We start from the raw sequence: 20,819 nt of genomic DNA, 5'->3' as shown, positions 1-20,819 counted from the left end.
TTTTTTGTCAAATTCAAATTTGAAATTTATTTTCGCCGCACGGGACGACCGGGCTTGTCGCCCGTCTCCGCCTGAACGTGTTGCGCGACAGCCGCCAGACCTGCGTGGATAAAGCGTTCGAGATGGTCGATGAGCAGTTCGACTTCGACGTCCGAATCGGTGATGCCAGGCATCATCAATGAAAGCATCGTGCGGTCGGAAATGGCGAGGATCAGGCACGGTGCCACGACCGTCAGGATGGCCCGCCCCACCACGGGGTCGTCCGGCTTCACGCCGATCAACTCCGCAAGGATGTCGCCGAGGATCTTCTTTTTGGGCAGTATTTCGGTCTGGATGAAGGCCGCTTTAACCGGCGACGGCGAAAGCACCTCGCGGCTAAGAAGCCGCATTTCCCACGACGCGGCGGCAGGACTGGCCAGGCGCCGCACCACCGGCGCGATGTAGGCGCGCAGCTTGTGCCGCGCGCTTGCATCGCTCGATGCGATCTCCTGCAGCACCTCGATCGTGACGATTTGCCGGTGCGCATGCGCGAGCGTGGCCGCGTAGAGCGACTCGATACCGTCGAAATGGTAGTTGACCGATGCCGCATTCATGCCGGCTCGCTCGCAGATTTCCTTACTGGTCGCCCGGTCGTAACCTTTCTCGGCGAAAACCTCGCCGGCAGCTTCCAGTAATCTCTCGCTCGCACGCTCACCGGCGGACGGTTGGCCTGAATCGGGACGACGACGCATTTTTGTAGACATGCGCCATGCTATCGGGAAATCGATCGCCCGGTCAATTTCAAATATAGATTTGATTTTTTACAGACTGAGAGCCGGGAGTCAGGAGTCGGCGTCCGAACCGACGACATCCTCCCGGCCAGGCCATCACGCCTGCACTTCCGGCTCGCTCACGTTGGTCTGCTCGAACGCCGGCAGCACCTGCTCAGCGAAACGCCGCATCGACGCGAGCACCCGCGCTTGCGGCAACGCGCCGAACCAGAAGCTCGCGTTGAAGTAATCGCAGCCGATCCCGTCGCGGATGCGCTGCAGCTGGCGCACGCATTGTTCGGCGGTACCGATCACCACGAAGTCGTCGCGTAATGCTTCGTCGGAAGGCTCGTCCTGGAGCGGATCGGCACACACCACGCCATCGACCACTTCGCCCAGTTCGTGCCGCAGCCGTAGCGTGGCGCGGCCGTTCCAGCGCACGTGCTCGATCGCGTCGCGTGCGTCGGCTTCGCTCTCGGCGACATAGACGGGCCGTTGCGTGCCGATACGCACGCCATCGAGTTGCGGTGCGAGATCCGGATAGCGCTCGCGGATATTGACCAGCTTCGAGATCGGCTCGAGCCCGCCCGTGAAGAAATTCATGCGCCGCGCGATCGCCGTTTCGATCTGGTCGCGCCGCGTCGAATTGACGACGACCCAGAACGGCATGCGCTCCTGCACCGGACGCGGATAGAGCCGCGTGCGCGGAATCTGGAACTCGGTGCCGTCGAATTCGACGATCGGATTGTGCAACGCGCGCTGCAGGACTTCGAGCGCTTCGTCGTCACGCTTCGGACGCGCACCTTTGACGAGCCCGAAACGTTGATACTGATATTGCTGGTAGCCCTTGCCAAAACCGGCTTCGGCACGCCCGCCGCTGAGCACGTCGAGTATCGCCAGTTCTTCCGCGACGATGAGCGGATGATGCAGCGGCAGCGGCACGATTGCGGTGCCGAGCCGGATGCGCTTCGTGCGAGCGGCGATATGCGAGAGCAGCATCAGCGGCCGCGACGAGTACGCGTAGTTCGTGAAGTGATGCTCGGCAAGCCACAGGTGGCTGAACCCCAGTTCTTCGGCGGCGACCGCCACCTCGATGCCGCGCGCGAGAATCTCGGCGGACGGACGCGGCTCCGGCGCGGGCATGGTCAGGAACGTGCCGATTTGCATTTCTTCTCCTTGCTGGCGCGCGAAGCGCACGGTTTGGTAACACCCCGCTAGCACGCGTTCGCGCGCTGTGTCTGGGTACGTGGCGTATCTACTCACGAGAAATGCATAACGCACCCTGGCGAGTCATGCGACACCGGGAACATTAGATATGGCTGATTCCGCGATGTCTGTCCCGGAAAAAGCCGACATTGCCGATCAATTCGATGCGCGGTGAGTGGTGGTATCTGTGCCGGACAGACCACTCTCTCGCGTCGTCGCGGCCACCCCCGCTTCAATTCAGTATTCGTCCGACAGCGCGTTCGCGGCGATGCGCGGCTCCGGCCGGTCGTTGCTGCGCAGGTAGATCAGCGTGGCCAGTGCGGCGAGCACGGTGACCAGCGCGAGACCGTCGCTCAACCACTGGAACGCGGCAACGTAATGCTCGCGCAGCAGCGTCAGCGGCACGCCCGGCAAACTGGCGGCTGCGCCGGCGAGGTCGCCGGTGGCGAGTCGCTGCGCCGCCGCGGCAAGACCGTTGCCGCCAGCAGTTTCCACCGATGCCGGCAGCACCGCTCTCAAGCGAAACGCCACGATTGCGGCGAGCGCGGCGCTGACCATCGCGAGCGCGAGCCCTTCGCCAGCCACGCGCGTCGTGCTGAAAATCCCGGTCGCCATCCCGGCGCGCTCTTTCGGCACGACGCTCACCGACAGGCCATCCATCAGCCCCCACGGCAACCCGGCGCCGATGCCGATGACAACCATCGGCAGCAGGATCGCGAACGGCGCCGCATGCGCCGGCACGCTGCCGAGCCACACGAGCGCCGCGGCGGAGATCAGCAGACCGGCCGCGGATACCACGCCCGGCGACGCGTACCGCGTGCACCGCACCGCCAGCATCGGTACGAACAGCATCGGGCTGCACAGCGCGAGCATCATCAGGCCCGCGGCAAGCGGCGTGTGACCGTCGATGCCGACGAAGCGGATCGGCAGCAAGACCAGCAGCACGACGAAGCAGTAGCAGGTCGCGATCGGCAGCATCTGCACGCCGATGAAACGCCGGTAGCGGAACAGCGACAGGTCGAGCATCGGGTGCGCGGAGCGCCGTTCGATCGCGATGAACGTCGTCAGCGCGAACGCCGCCGCGACGAGCAGCACGCGGATCGCCGGATGGGCCCAGCCGATCGACGGCGCTTCGAGTATCGCCACCGTGAAAAGACACAACATCGCGGTGAAGCTGGCGACGCCAGGCCAGTCCATGCGCCCGGTCGTTGGACTGCGGGTCTCGCGCATGCGGGGTGCCGCGAGCAGCAGCGCAACCGTGCCGAGCACCGCCGTCGATGCAAACACCGCGCGCCAGCCAAACGCTTCGATCAGTCCGCCAGCGAGCACCGGGCCGAACGCGAGGCCAACCCCGAAGGTCGTGCCGAGCAGACTGAACGCACGCGCCTGCTCGTGGCCTTCGAACTCCTGCGCGAGCGCCGCCGAGCCGCCCGCCAGCGCCGCAGCCGCCGCGATGCCCTGCGCGCCGCGCAGCACATCGAGCCAGACGATGCCCGGCGCACACGCAAGCAGCAGCGACAACAGCGCGAACCCGGCGATGCCGCTCAGAAACACGCGCCGCCGCCCGAACTGGTCCGCCAGCGCGCCCGCCGCCATCAGACAGCTACCGAACGCGAGCATGAACGCATTGGTAATCCAGTTGAGCGCGACGGGACCACCACCGAGCGCACGGCCGATTGCAGGCGTCGCGATCGCGCCCGCCGAAAAACTAAGCGGCAACACGACGGCCGCGCAACATACGCCGAGCAGCACGAGCGAACGCGCTGCCGCAGGCTGAAGCGAAGAATGGGACATGACGGTTTCCGTAGAGAAGGCGGTTTGAATGCCTCCCAGTCTAATTACGGACACCATGTTGATAAATAACGCCGATGTACAATCACCACGGACTCAAATTCCGGAATCGGCAATGGAAAATCTCACTGGAATCGTCGCGTTCGTGCACACAGCCGAAGCGCTGAGTTTTATCGGTGCGTCGCGTCAGCTCGGATTGACGGCATCGGCGGTCGGCAAGAGCGTCGCGCGGCTCGAGGCACATCTGGGCGTACGGCTATTGCAGCGGAGCACCCGGCGCGTCAGTCTGACCGAAGACGGCGAGCGGTTCTACGAGCACTGCCGGCGCATTCTCGATGCGCTGGGCGACGCCGAAACGATGATGATGCAGGCCAACGCAGCGCCGCGCGGCCGCCTGCGCGTGACGCTGCCGACCATCGGTTACCGGTTCCTGCTGCCGGTCGTGCCGGAGTTCATCGCGCGCTATCCGGAGGTCGATCTCGAGCTGGATTTCAACGATCGCATCGTCGACGTGATTGAAGGTGGTTTCGACGCGGCGATCCGCAGCGGCGAGCTCGCCGATTCGCAGTTGACCGCGCGCCGGCTCGGACCGTTTCGCTTCGTGCTGTGCGCGACGCCGAACTACCTTGCGCGGCACGGCGAACCCGCCGTCCCCGCCGATCTCACGCAGCACACGTGTCTGCGCTTCCGCTTTCCGACCACGGGCAAGCTGCACGACTGGAACATTCGCGACCAGCCCGAGAACTTCATGGCGAATTGCCACGTCGCGCTCACCTGCAACAACATGGAAGCGTTGCGCGGCGCCACGGTGCTGGGACTCGGCATCGGCTACATGCCCGACTTTCTGGTGCGCGACGACATTCGCAATGGAACGCTACGGCTCGTGCTCAAGGACTATCTCGAACACGAAGGACAATTCTCGGTGCTCTGGCCGTCGAGCAAACAGCTCTCGCCAAAGCTGCGCGTGTTCGTCGACTTCCTGACCGAGCGGCTGTTCGCCGATACGAAAATCTAGCGCTAGTCGCGCTGCGGTCCGGCGCCGTGCGTCAGCAGCGCGACGGCGTGCCGCGCGATGTCGTTCGCGGTCAGCGACTTGCGCACCGGATCGTTGCGCCACATCTTCGACGTCGCGAGCGGCAAAATTGTCAGCCCGAGCACCGTGAGAAACACCAGCGACGGCTCGATATCCGCATTCAGCCGGCCCGCCTTCTGCCACCTGGCAATCGCCGCCACCGACTCCTTCTGATGCGCATCGCCGAAACGCTCGAACATGCGCTGCCGCAGTAACCCGCCTTCGGTGATCACTTCGCGTATCCATAACGCCGGAAACCACGGGTACCGGCTCGACACATCGACGAGCCGACGCGCCAGTTGCGTGATGCCCGCGAGCGGATCGTCGGGATGCTCCCCGAACGGATTGCCGAGTTCGGCGCGCAGCGGCAGGAAGCGCTCGTCGATCAGCACGTCGATCAACTGCTCGCGGGTCTTGAAGTAGTAATGGACCATTGCCGGCGTGAATCCGGCCTCGCGGGCAATCGCACCGAGCGTCGTATCGAAGATGCCCTGCCTTGCGAACAGTTCGAGCGCCACGTCGAGTAACCGGGCGCGCTGTTCCGGCCCGCGCGCGCTGCCCGTTGGGCGGCCGGGACGACGCGGCGGCGTGGCGGCAACGCGCGGCTTGCGTTCCTTCGGTTTCAACGTGTTTGTGGCGGATCGGGTCGTGGCCATGTAAGTGTTTCGGATTTGACGAACAGGGAATTGTCGAATATATTAATCTCGTCGTTAATTAATTTCAAGGCCGGATCCCCGGCTGCCCGTTCCCATGAACCTCGATACCACCGTCTCCGCGCCCGTTGCCAGTGCGCCTGCCCACCCGCCGCTGCGCCTGCTGCTTTCGGCGCTGCTGCTGGTCACGCTGCTGTCCGCGCTCGACCAGACCATCGTGTCGACCGCGCTACCTACCATCGTCGGCGAACTGGGCGGGCTGGCCAACCTGTCGTGGGTCGTGACCGCCTACATCCTCTCGTCGACGGTCGTGGTGCCGCTGTACGGCAAGTTCGGCGATCAGTTCGGCCGCAAGATCGTGTTGCAGGCCGCGATCGGCGTCTTTCTCGTCGGCTCGGTGCTGTGCGGGCTCGCGCAGAACATGACGCAACTGATCCTGCTGCGCGCGCTGCAAGGTCTCGGCGGCGGCGGTCTGCTGGTGGTGACGATGTCGGCGATCGCCGACGTCGTGCCGCCAGCCGGACGCGGGCGCTATCAGGGGCTGTTCGCCGGTGTGTTCGCGCTTGCGACGATCGTCGGTCCGCTGCTCGGCGGCTTTCTCGTCGAGCATCTGTCGTGGCGCTGGATTTTCTATATCAACGTACCGCTGGGCCTGATGTCGTTCGCCGTGATCGGCGCGGTGTTCAAGCCGCACGTGACACAAGTCCGGCACACCATCGACTACATGGGCGCCGCGTTTCTCACGTTCGCGCTCACCGGCATCATTCTCTTCACGAGCCAGGGCGGCACGATCCTGCCGTGGTCGTCGGCGCAACTGTGGTGCACGCTGGTGATGGGGCTGATTTCGATCGGCGGCTTTATCTACGAAGAGCGCAACGCGCCGGAGCCGATCATCCCGCTCGAACTGTTTCGCGAGCGCACGTTTCTGCTCTCGAGCCTCGTCAACTTTATCGTCGGTGTCGCGCTGGTCGGCTCGGTGACGTTCCTGCCGCTGTATCTGCAGATCGTCAAGGGTTCGACGCCGACCCAGGCCGGCATGCAGATGCTGCCGATGATGGGTGGCCTGCTCGTGATGTCGGCCGTGATCGGCCGCGTGATCAGCAAGATCGGCAAGTACCGTATGTTCCCGATCACCGGCACGTTTCTGGTCAGCATCGCGCTGGTGCTGCTCGCCACGCTGAAGGTCGACACGCCGCTGCACCTGATGTTCCTGTACACGGGGCTGCTTGGCTGCGGTCTCGGGATGGTGATGCAGGTGCTGATACTCGCGGTGCAAAGCGCCGCCGATCCGAAGCACATCGGTGTCGCAACGTCGGGGGTGACGCTGGCCCGTTCGATCGGCGGCTCGATCGGTGCTGCGTCGTTTGGCGCGGTGTTCTCGAATGGCGTCGCCACACGGCTGCAACGGCTCGTGCCGGCCGGCACGGAACTACCCCACACGCTCAGCCCGGCGACGATCCAGCAGTTGCCCGAGGCGTTGCGCAACGACTACCTGCAGGCGTTCGCAGGCGCGCTGCACACGGTGTTTTTCTTCGCAGCCTGTTTCGCCGTCATTGCGTTCGTGCTGACGTGCCTGATCGAGGAGAAGCCGTTGCGGGCGCGGTGATGGACGCATGTTCCATCGCACGCTGCAACGCTTCGTAGACTTTCGGCCGGTTGCATTGCGACACGTTGAAACGCAGGAAGCTCGTCGCGCCATGCGACACACTGAACACGTTGCCCGGCGCGAACACAATGTTCTCCGTGAGCGCGTAACGCGCGATATCGGCGGCATCGAGCCCGTCCGGCAGGCTTGCCCAGACGAAGAGACCGGCGCGCGGTCGGGTCCATAGCGCGAGACCCGCCGAAGTGAGACGCCGCACCGTCTCGCCCATCGCATCGGCGAGATGCACGCGCAGGTTTTCGAGGTGCCGCCTGTATGTCCCATCCACCAGCAACCGATGCACGACGCCGGTCGCGAGTTGGCTGTTGCCGAACGACGTCGCGAGCTTCAGATCGATGAGCGGTTCGATCCATTCGCTGCGCGCAGCGATGTAGCCGCAACGCACGGCGGCGGACAGCGTCTTCGAAAAACTGCCTATCGATACGACACGCGCCAGCCCGTCGAACGACGCGAGTCGCGGCGCCGGTTCGTCCTCGAGATCCGCGAAAATTTCGTCCTCGACGATCAGCAGATCGTGTTCGTAGGCGAGCTTCAGCAAGCGATGCGCTACCGCCGGTGCCAGCGTCGCGCCGGTCGGATTGTGGAGCGCGGAATTGGTCACGTAGAGCCGCGGCCGATGCGCGACGAGCGCCTGCTCGAATGCGGCGAGATCGGGGCCGACCGGCGTGTATGGCACGCCGATCACCCGCACCCGATGCGCGCGCAGCAGCGCCTGGAAATTGAAGTAGCATGGGTCGTCGATCAACACCGTGTCGCCCGGTTCGAGCAGGAAACGGCACACGAGATCGAGCGCCTGGGTACCGCTGTCCGTCAGCACGATCTGCTCGGGCAGCACGGCGGTGCCATGCTGCCCGAGCCGCCATGCGAGTTGCTGGCGCAATGCCGGCAAGCCGGCCGGCGTTGCGTAGTCGGCGAGTTGCGCGGTCTGGTCGCGCGCGATGGCACGTAACGCGCGCCGCACGCCGTCCTCGGGCAGCCACGATGCCGGCAGCCAGCCGCAGCCCGGCTTCAGCGCACGCGTATCGGCTTCGAGCGACTGCCGCGTGAGCCACAACGGATCGACGTCGCGGTCCAGACGCGGTCCGAGATCGGCAAGCGCGAGCGGCGGCGCATGACCCGAGACGAAGAAGCCCGACCCGCGACGCGCCACGAGCACGCCTTCGGCCACGAGCCGGTCATACGCTTCGACCACGGTCGATTTCGATACATCGAGCGTACCCGTCATGCTGCGCAGCGACGGTACGCGCGCGCCCGGCATCAGCGAACGGTTGGCGATCCGCTCGCGCAATGTGTCCATGACGGTGTCGACGCGCGTGCCCGAGGTAACCCCCGTAGCAACTGGAGTGTCCTGGCCGGATCGGTTCATCTGTACTGCTCCTTTGTAAGTACAGTTTGAATGAATTGTACTGACCTGTAGCTTACCCTTTCGGCTGCGCCGGCGGATACTCGCTGCTTGCGCTTCACAGGGATGCTCCGATGGACAAGACGACGGACGGTTGGCTCAGCGGCATGATTGGCGTGGTGATTTTCAGCGGCTCATTGCCGGCCACGCGCGTAGCAGTGCAGGGGCTGGACCCGCTGTTTCTGACGCTCGCGCGCGCCGCCATTGCCGGTGTGCTCGCCCTCGCGCTGCTAATCGTGTTTCGCGAAAAGCGGCCGGCGCGCAGCGACATCGTGCCGCTGCTGATCGTCGCACTGGGTGTCGTCGTCGGTTTTCCGCTGCTGACCGCGCTCGCGCTGCGTCATGTCACGTCGGCGCATGCGATCGTGTTCATCGGGCTGCTACCGCTCGCGACCGCGATCTTCGGCGTACTGCGCGGCGGCGAGCGGCCGCAGCCGGCCTTCTGGATTTTCTCGGCGCTCGGCAGTACGGCGGTCGTGGGGTTTGCGGCGCGCAACGGGGTGACGGCGTCGCTCGCCGGCGATACGTTGATGCTCGCGGCGATTGTCGCGTGCGGGCTCGGTTATGCGGAAGGCGCGCGGCTGTCGCGGCATCTGGGTGGCTGGCAGGTGATCTCGTGGGCGCTCGTCCTGTCGCTGCCGGCCATGCTGCCGCTCGCCTGGTGGCTACGGCCCGCCTCGTTCGACGGCGTCAGTCATGCCGCGCTGTGGGGCCTAGCGTATGTGTCGCTGTTCAGCATGCTGATCGGCTTCGTGTTCTGGTACCGCGGGCTCGCACTCGGCGGTATCGCAGGGGTGGGACAGTTGCAGTTGCTGCAACCGTTCTTCGGTCTCGTGCTGGCGGCCGGGCTGCTGCACGAGCCGGTGCCGCCGGCGATGATCGCGGTTACGGTCGCTGTCGTCGCCTGCGTGGCGGGAGCCAGGCGATTTGCGCGGCGGGAGCCTGTGCGGAGCTGAAGCTACGGTTGCGATGCCGATCCACGCGATCCGCCCGATCCTCCCAAGGCCCCGGACGCAGCGTTGCACTTGTAGCCCTGCGGTATCCTGACACCCTTGCCGAACAGGAGCCCTCATGAAGTTTTCGCACTACCTCGCGCTCGCCGCGCTCGCGTTGCCGGTGCTGCCGCTCGCGGCGCACGCGCAAACCTCGCAGACCTATCGCTTCGGCGAAGGACAGTCCACGTTGCAGCCCGCCGCCGCGCCTCAGCCGGCGACACCAGCGGCGCAGCCCCAGATGCAGGCACGGCGACAAGCCGAAGCGCGTCCGACGAAACGGCCGAAGCACAAGATCAAGAAGCATCGTCGGCGTATTACGCCCCGGCTGTCGACTCAGTCGATTTACTCGCACCCCTGAGGCACAGACAAGGCTCTACGGAATCAGGGAATCAGAATCACCGAGCCCGTCGTCGCACCGGTTTCCATTCGCCGGTGTGCATCCGCCGCGCGCTGGAGCGCCAGGCGCTCGCCGATCTCGACGTGCAGACCGCCTGCCACGCGATCCAGTGTTTCGCGTGCCGCGCGCTGGTACTGCACCGTGTCACGCATGAGGCCGAGCACACTCGGCCGCGCGAGGGCGATCGAACGTGCGGGGCCGAGTTCGTCGAGCGAAACAGGCGCGGCCTCTCCGGCAACCTGCCCGACGCTCGCCACCATTCCGAACGGCTTCACTGCACCCAGCGTACGCCGCAGCGTATCGCCACCGATGCCATCCACCGCGTAGTCGACGCCCGCCCCGCCGCCAAACTCACGGGCTGCTTCGACGAAATCCTCGTCGCGATACAGCACCGCCTGATCGAGCCCGTGCGCGAGCGCCAGCGCCGCCTTCTCGCGCGACCCGACCGTCCCGATCACGCGCGCACCGAGCGATTTCGCCCACTGCACGAGAATGAGTCCGAGGCCGCCCGCCGCCGCGTGGACGAGCAGCGTGTCGCCAGGCTTCAGTTCGCGTACGCGCCGCAGCAGCATCCAGCTGGTTACACCACGCAAAAGCGCGGCGGCGGCCGTTTCATAGGAGATGCCGTCGGGCACCGGCAGCACACGATCGGCCGGCAGGTTGCGCAGATTCGTATAGCTGCCGGGCGGCATGCCGCCATACACGACGCGCTGGCCGGTCTGGATGCCGTCGACACCCAGCCCCACCGCTTCCACGACGCCCGCCGCCTCGACGCCAGGCACGGCCGGCAACTGCGGCAGACGATACAGACCAGAGCGGAAGTAGACGTCGACGAAATTCACGCCCACGGCCGTCTGCCGGATCTGCACCTCGCCGGCGGCCGGCGCCGGCACCGGATTCGAAAACATCCGCAACACCCCCGCGTCGCCATAGGCTTCGAAACCGATCTGATACGCGTCACGCTGTCCCATCGCTGCACTCCATCAATTGACAATGGGCGATCATAGGCTTCGTGCATAATCGATTGGAATTCCAGATAAATCGTCAACTACTGTGCAAAATTCGACAGATAGCTCGAAGCCCGTGCCCGGCCTGCAATGGGACGACATCCGCTATTTTCTGGCGGCGGCACGTGGCGGCAGCCTCTCCGGGGCCGCGCGCACGCTGGGCGTCCAGCATTCGACAGTCGCGCGCCGCATCGACGCGATGGAGCAGATGCTCGGCGTGCGTCTGTTCGACCGGCTGCCGCGCGGCTGGCCATTAACAACCGAAGGCCAGTTGCTGGTCGATCACGCGGTGCGCATCGAAGAAGAAGCGCATGCGTTCGAACGCGCATCGCGCGGCGCGGTGTCGCTGCAGGGCACGGTGCGGTTGTCGGTGCCGCCCGGGTTCGGCAGCCATTTTCTGGTGCCCCGGCTCGCGGTATGGCGGCGTGCATGGCCTCGCATCCAGCTCGATATCGTCGGCGAAGCGCGGGCTGCGAACCTGTTTCGCCGCGAAGCGGATCTTGCGGTGCGGCTCGGCCGCCCACCGGAACCCGGGCTCGCCGCGCGCAAGCTCGGCACGATGCGGTTCTCACTGCGTGCTACCGCGCACTGGCGTAGCCGGGCGCCCAGCGAATGGGAATTCATCGGCTACAACGAAGCGCTCGCAGATGCGCCGCAGCAGCAGTGGCTCGTGCAGTTCGCGGGAGCCCGGCCGTTCGCGCTGATCGCGAACGACCTCACGTCGATCTACCAGGCGTGCCGCGCCGGTGCCGGCGTGGCCTTGTTACCGGGCTTTATCGCGAACGGCGATGATGCGTTGACCGTTCTCAATACCGACGTCGTATGCGATGTGGAACGCGAGATCTGGCTCGCCGTTCATCCTGACGTGCGACGCTCACCGCGCGTCCAGGCCGTCGCCGAAGCGATCGCGCAGGCAGTACACGATGCCGGTGACAGCCTGTGATGCCGCTGCCCGACAACACACGCAATGTGGCCGCTTTCGTTGCGCGTCATTTTTGACCTGCTTCAATTCGCTGGCTCACGCTGGCATAGTGAATCCCGAACCAGAACTCCTACTGCGCCGTGTGCGCTGTCCCGCTTCGACGCGCACGACCTATCGCTCTACCCGACACCCCATGCTCACCCTCCCCACCGACACAACCCAACTACGCGACGCCACCGACTCCGACCTGCCCGCCATCCAGGCCATCTACGCGCATCACGTGTTGACAGGCGTCGCCTCGTTCGAGGAAATACCTCCTTCCGTCGACGATCTACGGGCGCGCCGCGCCGCCGTGCTGGAGCGCGGCCTGCCGTACATGGTGGCGGAGATCGACGGCAAGGTCGCGGGCTATTGCTACGCAACGCCATACCGCCCGCGCGCGGCCTATCGCCACACGATCGAAGACTCGATCTACATCGATGACGCCTTTCGCGGTCGCGGCCTCGGCCGCGTGTTGCTACAGGCACTGATCGAGCGCTGCGAAGCCGGCCCCTGGCGGCAGATGATCGCGGTCATCGCGGACGGCGGCCGCGGCGGCTCCCTGTCGCTGCACGCAAGCCTCGGCTTCGAACTGATCGGCACGATCAAGGGTGCCGGCTTCAAGCACGGCCGCTGGCTCGACACCACGCTGATGCAGCGCCCGCTCGGCAAAGGCAGCGACGTCATGCCTGACGACCTGCGTCCGTGAGCCACCTGACCCCACGCGGTGACGGCCCGATCCGGCAAGCTATTTATTGGATGCGCCCGGTTCGCGGCGTGGCGCGTTAAAATCGCGACATGCCCAAGACGCCCTCTCCCGCCGTAGCGACGCCAGCCACGCCGCGCAACGAATACACCGTCGACGAACTCGCGCGTGTGACCGACACCACCGTGCGCAACGTGCGCGCCTATCAGGATCGCGGCCTGCTCTCGCCGCCGGAAAAACGCGGTCGTGTCGGCGTGTACGACGACACGCACGTTTCCCGCTTGAAGCTGATCAACCATTTGCTCGCACGCGGCTACACGCTCGCGAACATCCAGGACCTGATCAAGGCCATCGACGAAGGCCACGACCTGCGCTCGATCCTCGGGCTCGAAACGGCGATCGGCAGTAGCTGGTCGCAAGAACGGCCGAAGAAATACTCGTTGCTCGAACTCATGCAACTGTTCGGCGGCAAGGCTTCGCCGACGATGCTCGGCAAAGCGATCGAACTGGGATTGCTCGAACGCGAAGGCCTGTCGTTCGTCGCGCGCAGCCCGTCCACGCTCGCTGCCGGGGCGACGATGGCGCGCGAAGGCGTACCGACTCCCGACCTGCTCGACGCATTGCGCGTGTCACGCCCGCACTTCAACGCGATCGCCAAGGCGCTGGTCGATCTGGTGGTTCGCCGGCTGGACCACTACGAGGCCGGCGCGCTGCCGCCTCCCGCCGATGTCCCCGCACTCGTCGACGCTATCTGGCGTATCCGTCCGCTCAGCATGGTGCTCGTCGAAAGCGAGATGAATCGCGCGCTCGAGGAAGCATCGGGCGACTATCTCGGCGACCGCGTCGCCGGAATCATGGAGAAGCTGGGCCACGTGCACGACGGCGACTCCGTGACACAGGTCAAACCGGCGGACCCGCCCAAGGGCCGCAAGAAGTAGCGCGCCTAACGCGCGGCGCCCTGCCGCGCGTCATATCCAAATCTGCATTGCTTGGTTTGCGCCGGCGTGTGTGCGTGCGACGATCTCCCGCACCTCGTAACCGCACAACCACGCACGGCCACCGCTCAGCGCGTGGCCGCTGCGCATTCACCCCTGGAGCTTCCGATGAAATCTCAACCGGCGAGAAACCGGCGCAGACTCGCGCTCGCTGCCGTTGCGCTCGCGCTGTCGTTTGGCGCAACCGGCGCGTCATTCGCACAGAACACAAATCGCGCCGGCGGCGATCGCGTGCTGCGCGTCGGTTATCAGAAAGCCGGCCTGCTCGCGGTTCTGAAAGCACAAGGCACGCTTGAAACGAAGCTCAAACCGCTCGGCTACAGCGTTAAATGGTTCGAATTTCCCGCGGGCCCGCAACTGCTCGAAGCGCTGAACGCGAACAGTATCGACTTCGGCTATACCGGCGCACCGCCGCCGGTGTTTGCCCAGGCGGGCGGCGTCGGCTTCGTGTACGTCGGCGCCGAGCCGGGTAGCAAGCTCAGCGAAGCGCTGATCGTCAAGGCCGATTCGCCGCTGCGCAAACTGGCCGATCTGAAGGGCAAGCGCGTCGCCTTGCAGAAGGGTTCGAGCGCCAACTATCTGCTGCTCGAGCTATTACGCCAGGCGGGGCTCGGCTACGACGATATCCGTCCGGTGTATCTGGCGCCCGCCGATGCACGCGCCGCCTTCGAAAAGGGCGACGTCGATGCATGGGCTATCTGGGACCCGTACTACGCGGCCGCACAGCAGGCACTGAAGGCGCGCACGCTTGCCGACTACACGGCGCTCCCGCCCGCGGGCCTCACGTACAACTTCTACGAAGCCACCCGCGACTTCGCGCAACAGCATCCCGATGTGGTCAGCGAGGTGCTCGTGCAACTGCGCGCGAGCGGCCTGTGGGTCAACCAGCATCCCGCGGAAACGGCCGCGCTGATCGCGCCGAAGGTCGGGCTCGATGCCGCGCTGGTGGAGAAATGGATACGCCGCGTGCCGTACGGCGCGACGGCCGTCACCGACGACATCGCGCGGGCGCAACAGCACGTCGCCGATGCGTTTTACGGCGCGAAGCTGATTCCGCAGAAAATCGCCGTGAAGGACAACGTCTGGCAAAACAGCAGCGCCAACGCGCGGCTTGCCGCCCAGTAAGACACCGCCGCACTCCCCCTCGTTTTTTCCTGCCGGCCTTACCGCACCGCCCTTGCGGGCGCGGCAAGGCCGGCTGGCGCCGCTCTCCCCCTCCCCATAGAGTCCCCCGTCTAAACAGGGACTTGCGTCATCCGGGCTTCATCTCTATCGTTACATCAATCAATGTAACAGTTATGAGCGGATAAAAAAGGAGACAGACCGGATGAATGCGCGCACGATGCCTCCGGACGCCGCGGCGTCCATCGATACCGACGTTGCGATCATCGGTTCCGGCTTCGCCGGTCTCGGGATGGCGATCCGGCTGCGTCAGAGCGGCCAGACCGATTTCATGATCGCGGAGAAGGCCGATTCCGTCGGCGGTACGTGGCGCGACAATCACTATCCGGGCTGCGCCTGCGATGTGCAGTCACACGTCTACTCGTTCTCGTTTGCACCGAACCCGCGCTGGACGCGGATGTTCGCGCGCCAGCCGGAAATCCGCTCGTATCTGGAAGAATGCACGACGCGCTTCGGCGTGCAGCGCCATCTGCGCTTCGGTCACGAACTCGTCAGCGCGATCTACGATGAGGCGAGCCACCGCTGGCAGTTGCGCTTCGCAAACGGTCAGCAGTGGTCGGCGCGCGTGCTGGTGTCGGGCATGGGCGGCCTGTCGCGCGCGGCGATGCCGAACATTCCGGGTATCGAGAACTTCACGGGCAAATCCTTCCACTCGCAGCACTGGGACCACACGTATTCGCTGGAAGGCAAGCGCGTTGCAGTGATCGGCACCGGCGCCAGCGCGATCCAGTTCGTGCCGCAGATCGCACCGAGCGTTGCGAAGCTCGAACTGTTCCAGCGCACGCCGCCGTGGATCATGCCGAAGGCCGACCGCGCGATCAAACCGATCGAGCAGTGGCTCTTCAAGCATCTGCCGTTCACGCAAAAGATCATGCGCACGGGCCTCTACTGGATGCTCGAATCGCGCGTGCTCGGTTTCGCGATTCATCCGTCGCTGATGAAGACGGTGCAGAAGGTCGCCGAGCGGCATCTGCGCCGCCAGGTGCCCGATCCGAAACTGCGCGCGACGCTCACGCCGAACTACACGATCGGCTGCAAACGCGTGCTGATTTCGAACGACTACTTCCCGGCACTCTCGCGTCCCAACGTGTCGGTGGTGACGACCGGTATTACGCGCATCGAGTCCGATGCTGTAGTCACCGATGACGGCGTACGTCACCCGGTGGACTGCGTGATCTACGGCACGGGCTTCCAGATCTCCGATCCGTTCCCACGGGGCGTCGTGCTCGGTCGCGACGGCGTCGACATCGTCGATACGTGGCGCGACGGCGTGCATGCGTATCTCGGTAGCACCCTGCCCGGCTATCCGAACTTCTTCATGATCGTCGGTCCGAACACCGGCCTCGGTCATAACTCGATGGTGTACATGATCGAGTCGCAGGTCGAATACATCCTGCGCGCGCTGCAGACAATGCGTACCGAACGCGCGGCAGCCGTCGAAGTGCGACCGCAGGTCGAGCGCGCGTACAACGAGAAAATCCAGAAGCAGCTCGATCGTGCGATCTGGTCGACGGGCGGTTGCACGAGCTGGTACCTCGATCCGCGCAGCGGCAAGAACACGACACTGTGGCCGGGATTCACGTGGCGTTTCCGCCAGGCGACGAGCAGCTTCAGCATGGGCGACTACTACGCGTACGCGCCGACTGCGGCGCACGATGCAAAGCTCGCCCCGGTGCAGGACCGCAATGGCGTAACCGCCACGACGGCCTCCGCGGAAGCGACCTGAACACCCGGCACGGCAAACGCATTCCGGATATCGAAACGCAACGCAAACGCATTGAAAACGACAAAGCATCGAGAGAGACAGGAGAAAAGCGCATGAAGAATTTCACCGACAGAGTGGCCGCGATTACCGGTGCGGGCTCAGGCATGGGCCGCTCGCTCGCGATCGCCCTCGCCCGCGAAGGTTGCCACCTCTCGCTGGCGGACCGCAACGCGACGAGCCTCGCGGAAACGGCGCAACTCGCGCAGGCCGCCGCACCGCAGGTGGTCGGCGCGCCGCTGCGCATCACGACCCGCGCGCTCGACGTCTCCGATCGCGCCGCGATGTTCGACTGGGCCGCCGAAACGGTTGCGCAACACCATCGCGTGAATCTCGTGTTCAACAATGCGGGCGTCGCGCTGTCGAGCACGATCGAAGGCATGGAATACAGCGATCTCGAGTGGATTGTCGGCGTCAATTTCTGGGGCGTCGTGCATGGCACGAAAGCGTTCCTGCCGCATCTGAAGGCGTCGGGCGCGGGGCACATCGTCAATACGTCGAGCCTGTTCGGCATCTTCGCGCAGCCCGGCATGAGCGGTTACAACGCGACCAAATTCGCGGTGCGCGGCTTCACCGAATCGCTGCGTCAGGAACTCGATCTGATGAACTGCGGCGTCTCCGCGACCTCCGTGCATCCGGGCGGCATCCAGACCGGAATCGCGCAGTCGGGCCGCATCTCGAAGAACATGATCGGTTTCATGATCGAGAGCGAGCAGCAGGGCAAGGACGATTTCGAGAAGTTTTTCATCACGACCGCGGACGAAGCGGCCCGCGTGATCCTCGATGGCGTACGCAAGAACAAGCGCCGCGTGCTGATTGGTCGCGATGCGAAAGCCGGCGACTGGCTTGCACGCATCCTGCCCTCCGCATACCAGGTGCTGGTCGTGATGCAGACGCGCCGCATGGCGCGCATCGCGCACAAACGCGCCCTCGCACGCGATGCGGCGGCGACAAGCCGGCGCGCATGATGCGCTCGAAGCGGCGCCGCTCACTGAACCACGAGAACGCTACTGTCAAAGAGTAACAAGGAGCACAACGATGATTCCGATTCGCCGCGACCTGCGGTTCGCACTGCCGCCTGAACGGGCCTCCGACTGGCACGCATTCGGTTCGCACGTGACGCACTACTTCAACGCGCTGTCGCTGCTGTTTCCGGCCGGCGAGCGCTTCTTCATGGACAGCGTGCGCTACTACCGCGACCAGATCACCGACCCTGTGCTGAAGAAGCAGGTGCTCGGCTTCATCGGTCAGGAAGCGATGCATACGCGCGAGCACATCGAATACAACGACCTGCTGCAAGCGGCCGGGTTGCCTGCGCACAAGCTCGACAACAAGCTCGCGGCGTTCCTCAACTTCAACCGCAAGATACTGCCGCCGTCGTTCCAGCTCGCGATGACCATCGCGCTCGAACACTACACGGCGATGCTTGCGGGGTTGCTGCTCGAAGACGAAACGCGCATCGCCGGATCAGTCGAGGGTTATGCGCAGATGTGGACGTGGCACGCGCTCGAAGAAACCGAGCACAAGGCTGTTTCGTACGACGTCTGGAATACCGTCGTCAAACCGGGCCCGGCGCGCTATCTGGTGCGTACCGGCACGATGCTGGCCACCACCGTCGTGTTCTGGCTGATCGTGTTCGACTACCACGTGCGGCTGATATTCGCCGACCGCAAGCGCGGCGGCCATCTGCGCGGCATGTGGGAAGTCGTCAAGTTTCTGTACGGTCCGCGTCATGGCGTGTTTCCGCGTATCGCACTCGAATGGTTGCGCTTCTTCAAGCCGGGTTTCCATCCGTGGGATCACGATAATCGCGCGCAACTGTCGCGTATCGATGGACTGGTCGCTGCTGTCGAGGCCTCCAACGCGGGGAACCCCGCGCTGAAGGCGTCGCGCCGCGGCGTGCGAGCCGCAGCATGATTCGCGACACGCTCGTCGTCGACGCGGGCGACGTGCGGCTCGCCGTCTATGTCAGCGGCCCGCGTGACGCCACACCGATCGTGCTCGTGCACGGCTATCCGGATTCGGCCACAGTGTGGGAACCGGTGCGCGCGCAACTCGATTCGCGCTATCGCGTGATCTCTTACGACGTGCGCGGTGCCGGTGCATCGGAGGCGCCCGCCGCACGCTCGGGCTACCGGCTCGAACGCCTCGCCGCCGATCTCGCCGCCGTCACCGCGGCGACCTGCGGCACGCGGCCGTTCCATCTGGTCGGTCACGACTGGGGCTCGATCCAGTGCTGGGAAGCGGTCACGGACCCGGGGTTCCAGGGGCGTATTGCGTCCTACACGTCGATCTCGGGACCGTGCCTCGACCACGCGGCGTTGGGCCTGCGCGGCGATCGCGACCAGAAGGCCGCACAGGCGGGGTCAGGCAGCAGGCTCAAGCAGATACTGAAGTCCTGGTACATCTTCTTCTTTCACCTGCCGCTCATTCCGGAACTGGTGTGGCGCCTGGGCGGCGCGCGCAGCTGGCCGCTGTGGCTGCGCGTGACGGAACGCGTACGCCCCGAGCGCGACCCCGCGCAACTGCGCAACGCGCTCAACGGCATCAACCTGTATCGCGCGAATTTCATCGACCGTCTGCTGCATCCGCGCGCACGGCATGCGCATACGCCGGTGCAGTTCATCGTGCCGATGCGCGACCGCTATGTCGGACCGCCGCTTTCGCTCGGACTCGAGCGCTGGCTTGGGCCCTATGTGCGCACTGAGATCGATGCGAGCCATTGGGTGGTGCTGCGCGATCCGTTGCTGATCGCCGCGGATATCGATAGTTTCGTTGCGCAACATGCGCAGATGGATGGCGCGGTTGGTGTTGTCGATACTGTTCGCAGCGCAACGCCTGGTGGCGGCAACGCTATCAACGCACAGGCGGCAGGCGCCTGACCATCGTCGGGTAGTCGACGACGAGACCGTCGTCGTCGACTTTCAGATGGGTCGTGAATCCACTCAGCAAACCTTCGTAGCGATACTCGCGATCCCGCTCGATACACGTGTACGCCTGATCGACACGCGTCACCTGCAGCTCCGGCGCGGCGATATAGGCCACTGCTATGGTCTGACGCTCGCCCTCCGCGAGTTGCAACCGGCGAATTGGCAGCGTGTTGGTGAACGGCGTCACGGTGATGTCGATATCGATGCAGCCATCGAGCGCGTTTAACGTCAGACCGTGTCCGTCGCGCCAGTGACCTGCGCCGTCGGCGTGCAGTTCGAGTTCGCCGCCGCCTGCGACTTTCAAAAACGCGTACGTCACCCGCCATAGCGGATCGCATCGGACGGTGTAGTAAAGGCCGTAGGTTTGGCCATCGCGCTGCCCGATCACCGTGCTTTCGATGAAAAATCCCTCAGGTCGTGCATCGAACGTCAGATGCTCGATGCCGTCGTCTTCTTCGGATGCCCAACGCACTGTGCGCATGACCGTGCCTCCTTGGGTAGGACTGCGTGCGCCCGATTCGATATCGCCGAGCGCCGCTTTGTCAGGGAGGTTCATGGTAACGCGGCCGTTGGCGGGCACGCGGAGTGCCTAGCCGAACCGGCACCACCCCGGGGCAGTTGAACCTGGCCCGGTATCGCAGACCGGCAACGCATCGTGGCCCAGATGTGCGATACTATGCGCAATATTATGCGCATGGGAGTTGAACATGGGTTTTGCACAAATCCGCCAGGTGGGAGAACTGTCCCCGTCTCAATCGGCGCGGAAAGCTACACGCAAGCCGACGAATGTATCGTTGCCGTCCGATCTGCTTGACCGCGCGAAGGAACTGGACGTCAACGTCTCACGTGCAAGCGAACGCGGGCTACGAGCAGAGGTCCATGAAGCCGAGGCGCGTTTGTGGGCAGCAGAGCACGCAGGTTTCATCGCAGAGATGAACGCACGCATCGAGCACGATGGTCTACCGCTCGACGAGCATCGGATGTTCTGATGGCCCGATTTGATCTGCACAACAATCCGTCATCCAGGTCCAGGGCGAAATCTCCGTACGTACTCGATGTTCAAAGCGATCATCTGGGAGATCTGATGTCGCGGGTCGTAATCCCGCTGACACGCGTGACCGGTAACTACACAGTGGCCAAGGTCGCGCAGGATCTTGCGCCGATTATCGAAATCGGCGGCGAAAAATTCATACTGGAAACGCCATTTCTTGGCGCGATCAGAACCAGTGAACTAGGACCCACAATCGGAACGCTCCAACACGAACAGGGCCGGGTTCTCGCTGCACTCGATCGTCTGTTCGGTGCTTTCTGATTAGTCGTAGGCAACGGCACCGGCCGGACCGCATCA

At 64.6% G+C, this 20,819-nt stretch carries 21 protein-coding genes; 14 read left to right on the top strand and 7 right to left on the bottom strand.

Features of this window, described 5'->3' with window-relative positions; all coding sequences use genetic code 11:
- Nucleotides 1-26: 26 nt before the first annotated feature.
- The 3 genes from FNZ07_RS09745 to FNZ07_RS09735 all read right to left on the bottom strand — a co-directional run bounded on the left by FNZ07_RS09745 (nucleotide 27) and on the right by FNZ07_RS09735 (nucleotide 3,749).
- Nucleotides 27-743 (bottom strand): TetR/AcrR family transcriptional regulator, encoded by a 717-nt coding sequence (locus FNZ07_RS09745; protein WP_091017799.1) that lies wholly within the window; start codon nucleotides 741-743, stop codon nucleotides 27-29.
- A 123-nt stretch (nucleotides 744-866) separates the two neighbouring features.
- On the bottom strand, nucleotides 867-1,916 hold the full coding sequence (locus tag FNZ07_RS09740; protein ID WP_091017797.1) for an LLM class flavin-dependent oxidoreductase: 1,050 nt from the start codon (nucleotides 1,914-1,916) through the stop codon (nucleotides 867-869).
- 276 nt (nucleotides 1,917-2,192) lie between these two features.
- The gene (locus FNZ07_RS09735) at nucleotides 2,193-3,749 is read right to left on the bottom strand and encodes an MFS transporter (protein WP_091017795.1); all 1,557 of its coding nucleotides are present in this window, start codon (nucleotides 3,747-3,749) and stop codon (nucleotides 2,193-2,195) included.
- 112 nt (nucleotides 3,750-3,861) lie between these two features.
- Between FNZ07_RS09735 and FNZ07_RS09730 the strand changes: the two genes are divergently transcribed.
- Nucleotides 3,862-4,761, top strand: coding sequence for a LysR family transcriptional regulator (locus FNZ07_RS09730; RefSeq protein WP_091017793.1), 900 nt, complete (start codon nucleotides 3,862-3,864; stop codon nucleotides 4,759-4,761).
- 2 nt (nucleotides 4,762-4,763) lie between these two features.
- On the opposite strand, the gene FNZ07_RS09725 is transcribed toward FNZ07_RS09730, so the two are convergent.
- Nucleotides 4,764-5,474 (bottom strand): TetR/AcrR family transcriptional regulator, encoded by a 711-nt coding sequence (locus FNZ07_RS09725; RefSeq protein WP_091017790.1) that lies wholly within the window; start codon nucleotides 5,472-5,474, stop codon nucleotides 4,764-4,766.
- A gap of 94 nt (nucleotides 5,475-5,568) precedes the next feature.
- On the opposite strand from FNZ07_RS09725, the gene FNZ07_RS09720 reads away from it, so the two are divergent.
- Nucleotides 5,569-7,077 carry an MDR family MFS transporter gene (locus FNZ07_RS09720; protein ID WP_091017788.1) on the top strand — a complete coding sequence of 503 codons (1,509 nt, stop codon included), beginning with the start codon at nucleotides 5,569-5,571 and terminating at the stop codon, nucleotides 7,075-7,077.
- On the opposite strand, the gene FNZ07_RS09715 is transcribed toward FNZ07_RS09720, so the two are convergent.
- Complete coding sequence (locus tag FNZ07_RS09715; RefSeq protein ID WP_091017787.1) at nucleotides 7,022-8,500, bottom strand: aminotransferase-like domain-containing protein; 1,479 nt, start codon at nucleotides 8,498-8,500, stop codon at nucleotides 7,022-7,024. The genes FNZ07_RS09720 and FNZ07_RS09715 overlap by 56 nt on opposite strands.
- Before the next feature lie 110 nt (nucleotides 8,501-8,610).
- Here FNZ07_RS09715 and FNZ07_RS09710 point away from each other — a divergent pair, with 110 nt between their 5' ends.
- Nucleotides 8,611-9,492, top strand: coding sequence for a DMT family transporter (locus FNZ07_RS09710; RefSeq protein ID WP_091017786.1), 882 nt, complete (start codon nucleotides 8,611-8,613; stop codon nucleotides 9,490-9,492).
- Between the two features lie 115 nt (nucleotides 9,493-9,607).
- A complete protein-coding gene (locus tag FNZ07_RS09705) occupies nucleotides 9,608-9,889 on the top strand; it encodes a hypothetical protein (RefSeq protein ID WP_091017785.1) in 282 nt (93 codons plus the stop codon).
- Between the two features lie 23 nt (nucleotides 9,890-9,912).
- On the opposite strand, the gene FNZ07_RS09700 is transcribed toward FNZ07_RS09705, so the two are convergent.
- Nucleotides 9,913-10,899, bottom strand: a complete 987-nt coding sequence (locus tag FNZ07_RS09700; RefSeq protein ID WP_091017784.1) for a quinone oxidoreductase family protein — start codon at nucleotides 10,897-10,899, stop codon at nucleotides 9,913-9,915.
- Nucleotides 10,900-11,020: 121 nt separating this feature from the next.
- Here FNZ07_RS09700 and FNZ07_RS09695 point away from each other — a divergent pair, with 121 nt between their 5' ends.
- The 8 genes from FNZ07_RS09695 (at nucleotide 11,021) to FNZ07_RS09660 (ending at nucleotide 19,423) form a co-directional block, all read left to right on the top strand.
- Nucleotides 11,021-11,878 carry a LysR family transcriptional regulator gene (locus FNZ07_RS09695; RefSeq protein WP_211367917.1) on the top strand — a complete coding sequence of 286 codons (858 nt, stop codon included), beginning with the start codon at nucleotides 11,021-11,023 and terminating at the stop codon, nucleotides 11,876-11,878.
- Between the two features lie 172 nt (nucleotides 11,879-12,050).
- A complete protein-coding gene (locus tag FNZ07_RS09690; protein ID WP_091017780.1) occupies nucleotides 12,051-12,605 on the top strand; it encodes a GNAT family N-acetyltransferase in 555 nt (184 codons plus the stop codon).
- Nucleotides 12,606-12,694: 89 nt separating this feature from the next.
- Nucleotides 12,695-13,540, top strand: a complete 846-nt coding sequence (locus FNZ07_RS09685; RefSeq protein WP_091017778.1) for a MerR family transcriptional regulator — start codon at nucleotides 12,695-12,697, stop codon at nucleotides 13,538-13,540.
- Between the two features lie 165 nt (nucleotides 13,541-13,705).
- Complete coding sequence (locus FNZ07_RS09680; protein WP_091017776.1) at nucleotides 13,706-14,722, top strand: sulfonate ABC transporter substrate-binding protein; 1,017 nt, start codon at nucleotides 13,706-13,708, stop codon at nucleotides 14,720-14,722.
- Nucleotides 14,723-14,924: 202 nt separating this feature from the next.
- Nucleotides 14,925-16,505 carry a flavin-containing monooxygenase gene (locus FNZ07_RS09675; RefSeq protein WP_091017774.1) on the top strand — a complete coding sequence of 527 codons (1,581 nt, stop codon included), beginning with the start codon at nucleotides 14,925-14,927 and terminating at the stop codon, nucleotides 16,503-16,505.
- Nucleotides 16,506-16,597: 92 nt separating this feature from the next.
- Nucleotides 16,598-17,509 carry an SDR family NAD(P)-dependent oxidoreductase gene (locus FNZ07_RS09670; RefSeq protein WP_091017772.1) on the top strand — a complete coding sequence of 304 codons (912 nt, stop codon included), beginning with the start codon at nucleotides 16,598-16,600 and terminating at the stop codon, nucleotides 17,507-17,509.
- Between the two features lie 70 nt (nucleotides 17,510-17,579).
- Nucleotides 17,580-18,458 carry a metal-dependent hydrolase gene (locus FNZ07_RS09665; protein ID WP_091017770.1) on the top strand — a complete coding sequence of 293 codons (879 nt, stop codon included), beginning with the start codon at nucleotides 17,580-17,582 and terminating at the stop codon, nucleotides 18,456-18,458.
- Entirely contained in the window at nucleotides 18,455-19,423 is a 969-nt protein-coding gene (locus FNZ07_RS09660; RefSeq protein WP_091017769.1) for an alpha/beta fold hydrolase, read from the top strand. Before FNZ07_RS09665 ends, FNZ07_RS09660 begins: the two co-directional genes overlap by 4 nt.
- On the opposite strand, the gene FNZ07_RS09655 is transcribed toward FNZ07_RS09660, so the two are convergent.
- A complete protein-coding gene (locus tag FNZ07_RS09655) occupies nucleotides 19,398-19,952 on the bottom strand; it encodes a putative glycolipid-binding domain-containing protein (protein ID WP_091017768.1) in 555 nt (184 codons plus the stop codon). The genes FNZ07_RS09660 and FNZ07_RS09655 overlap by 26 nt on opposite strands.
- Before the next feature lie 226 nt (nucleotides 19,953-20,178).
- Here FNZ07_RS09655 and FNZ07_RS09650 point away from each other — a divergent pair, with 226 nt between their 5' ends.
- Together FNZ07_RS09650 and FNZ07_RS09645 are read left to right on the top strand one after the other, a co-directional pair.
- A complete protein-coding gene (locus FNZ07_RS09650) occupies nucleotides 20,179-20,460 on the top strand; it encodes a type II toxin-antitoxin system CcdA family antitoxin (protein ID WP_091017766.1) in 282 nt (93 codons plus the stop codon).
- The gene (locus FNZ07_RS09645; RefSeq protein WP_091017760.1) at nucleotides 20,460-20,783 is read left to right on the top strand and encodes a CcdB family protein; all 324 of its coding nucleotides are present in this window, start codon (nucleotides 20,460-20,462) and stop codon (nucleotides 20,781-20,783) included. Before FNZ07_RS09650 ends, FNZ07_RS09645 begins: the two co-directional genes overlap by 1 nt.
- Nucleotides 20,784-20,819: the final 36 nt, after the last annotated feature.

The organism is Paraburkholderia megapolitana (assembly GCF_007556815.1).
Classification (GTDB): domain Bacteria; phylum Pseudomonadota; class Gammaproteobacteria; order Burkholderiales; family Burkholderiaceae; genus Paraburkholderia; species Paraburkholderia megapolitana.
This window is presented reverse-complemented; position numbering and strand designations above follow the sequence as displayed.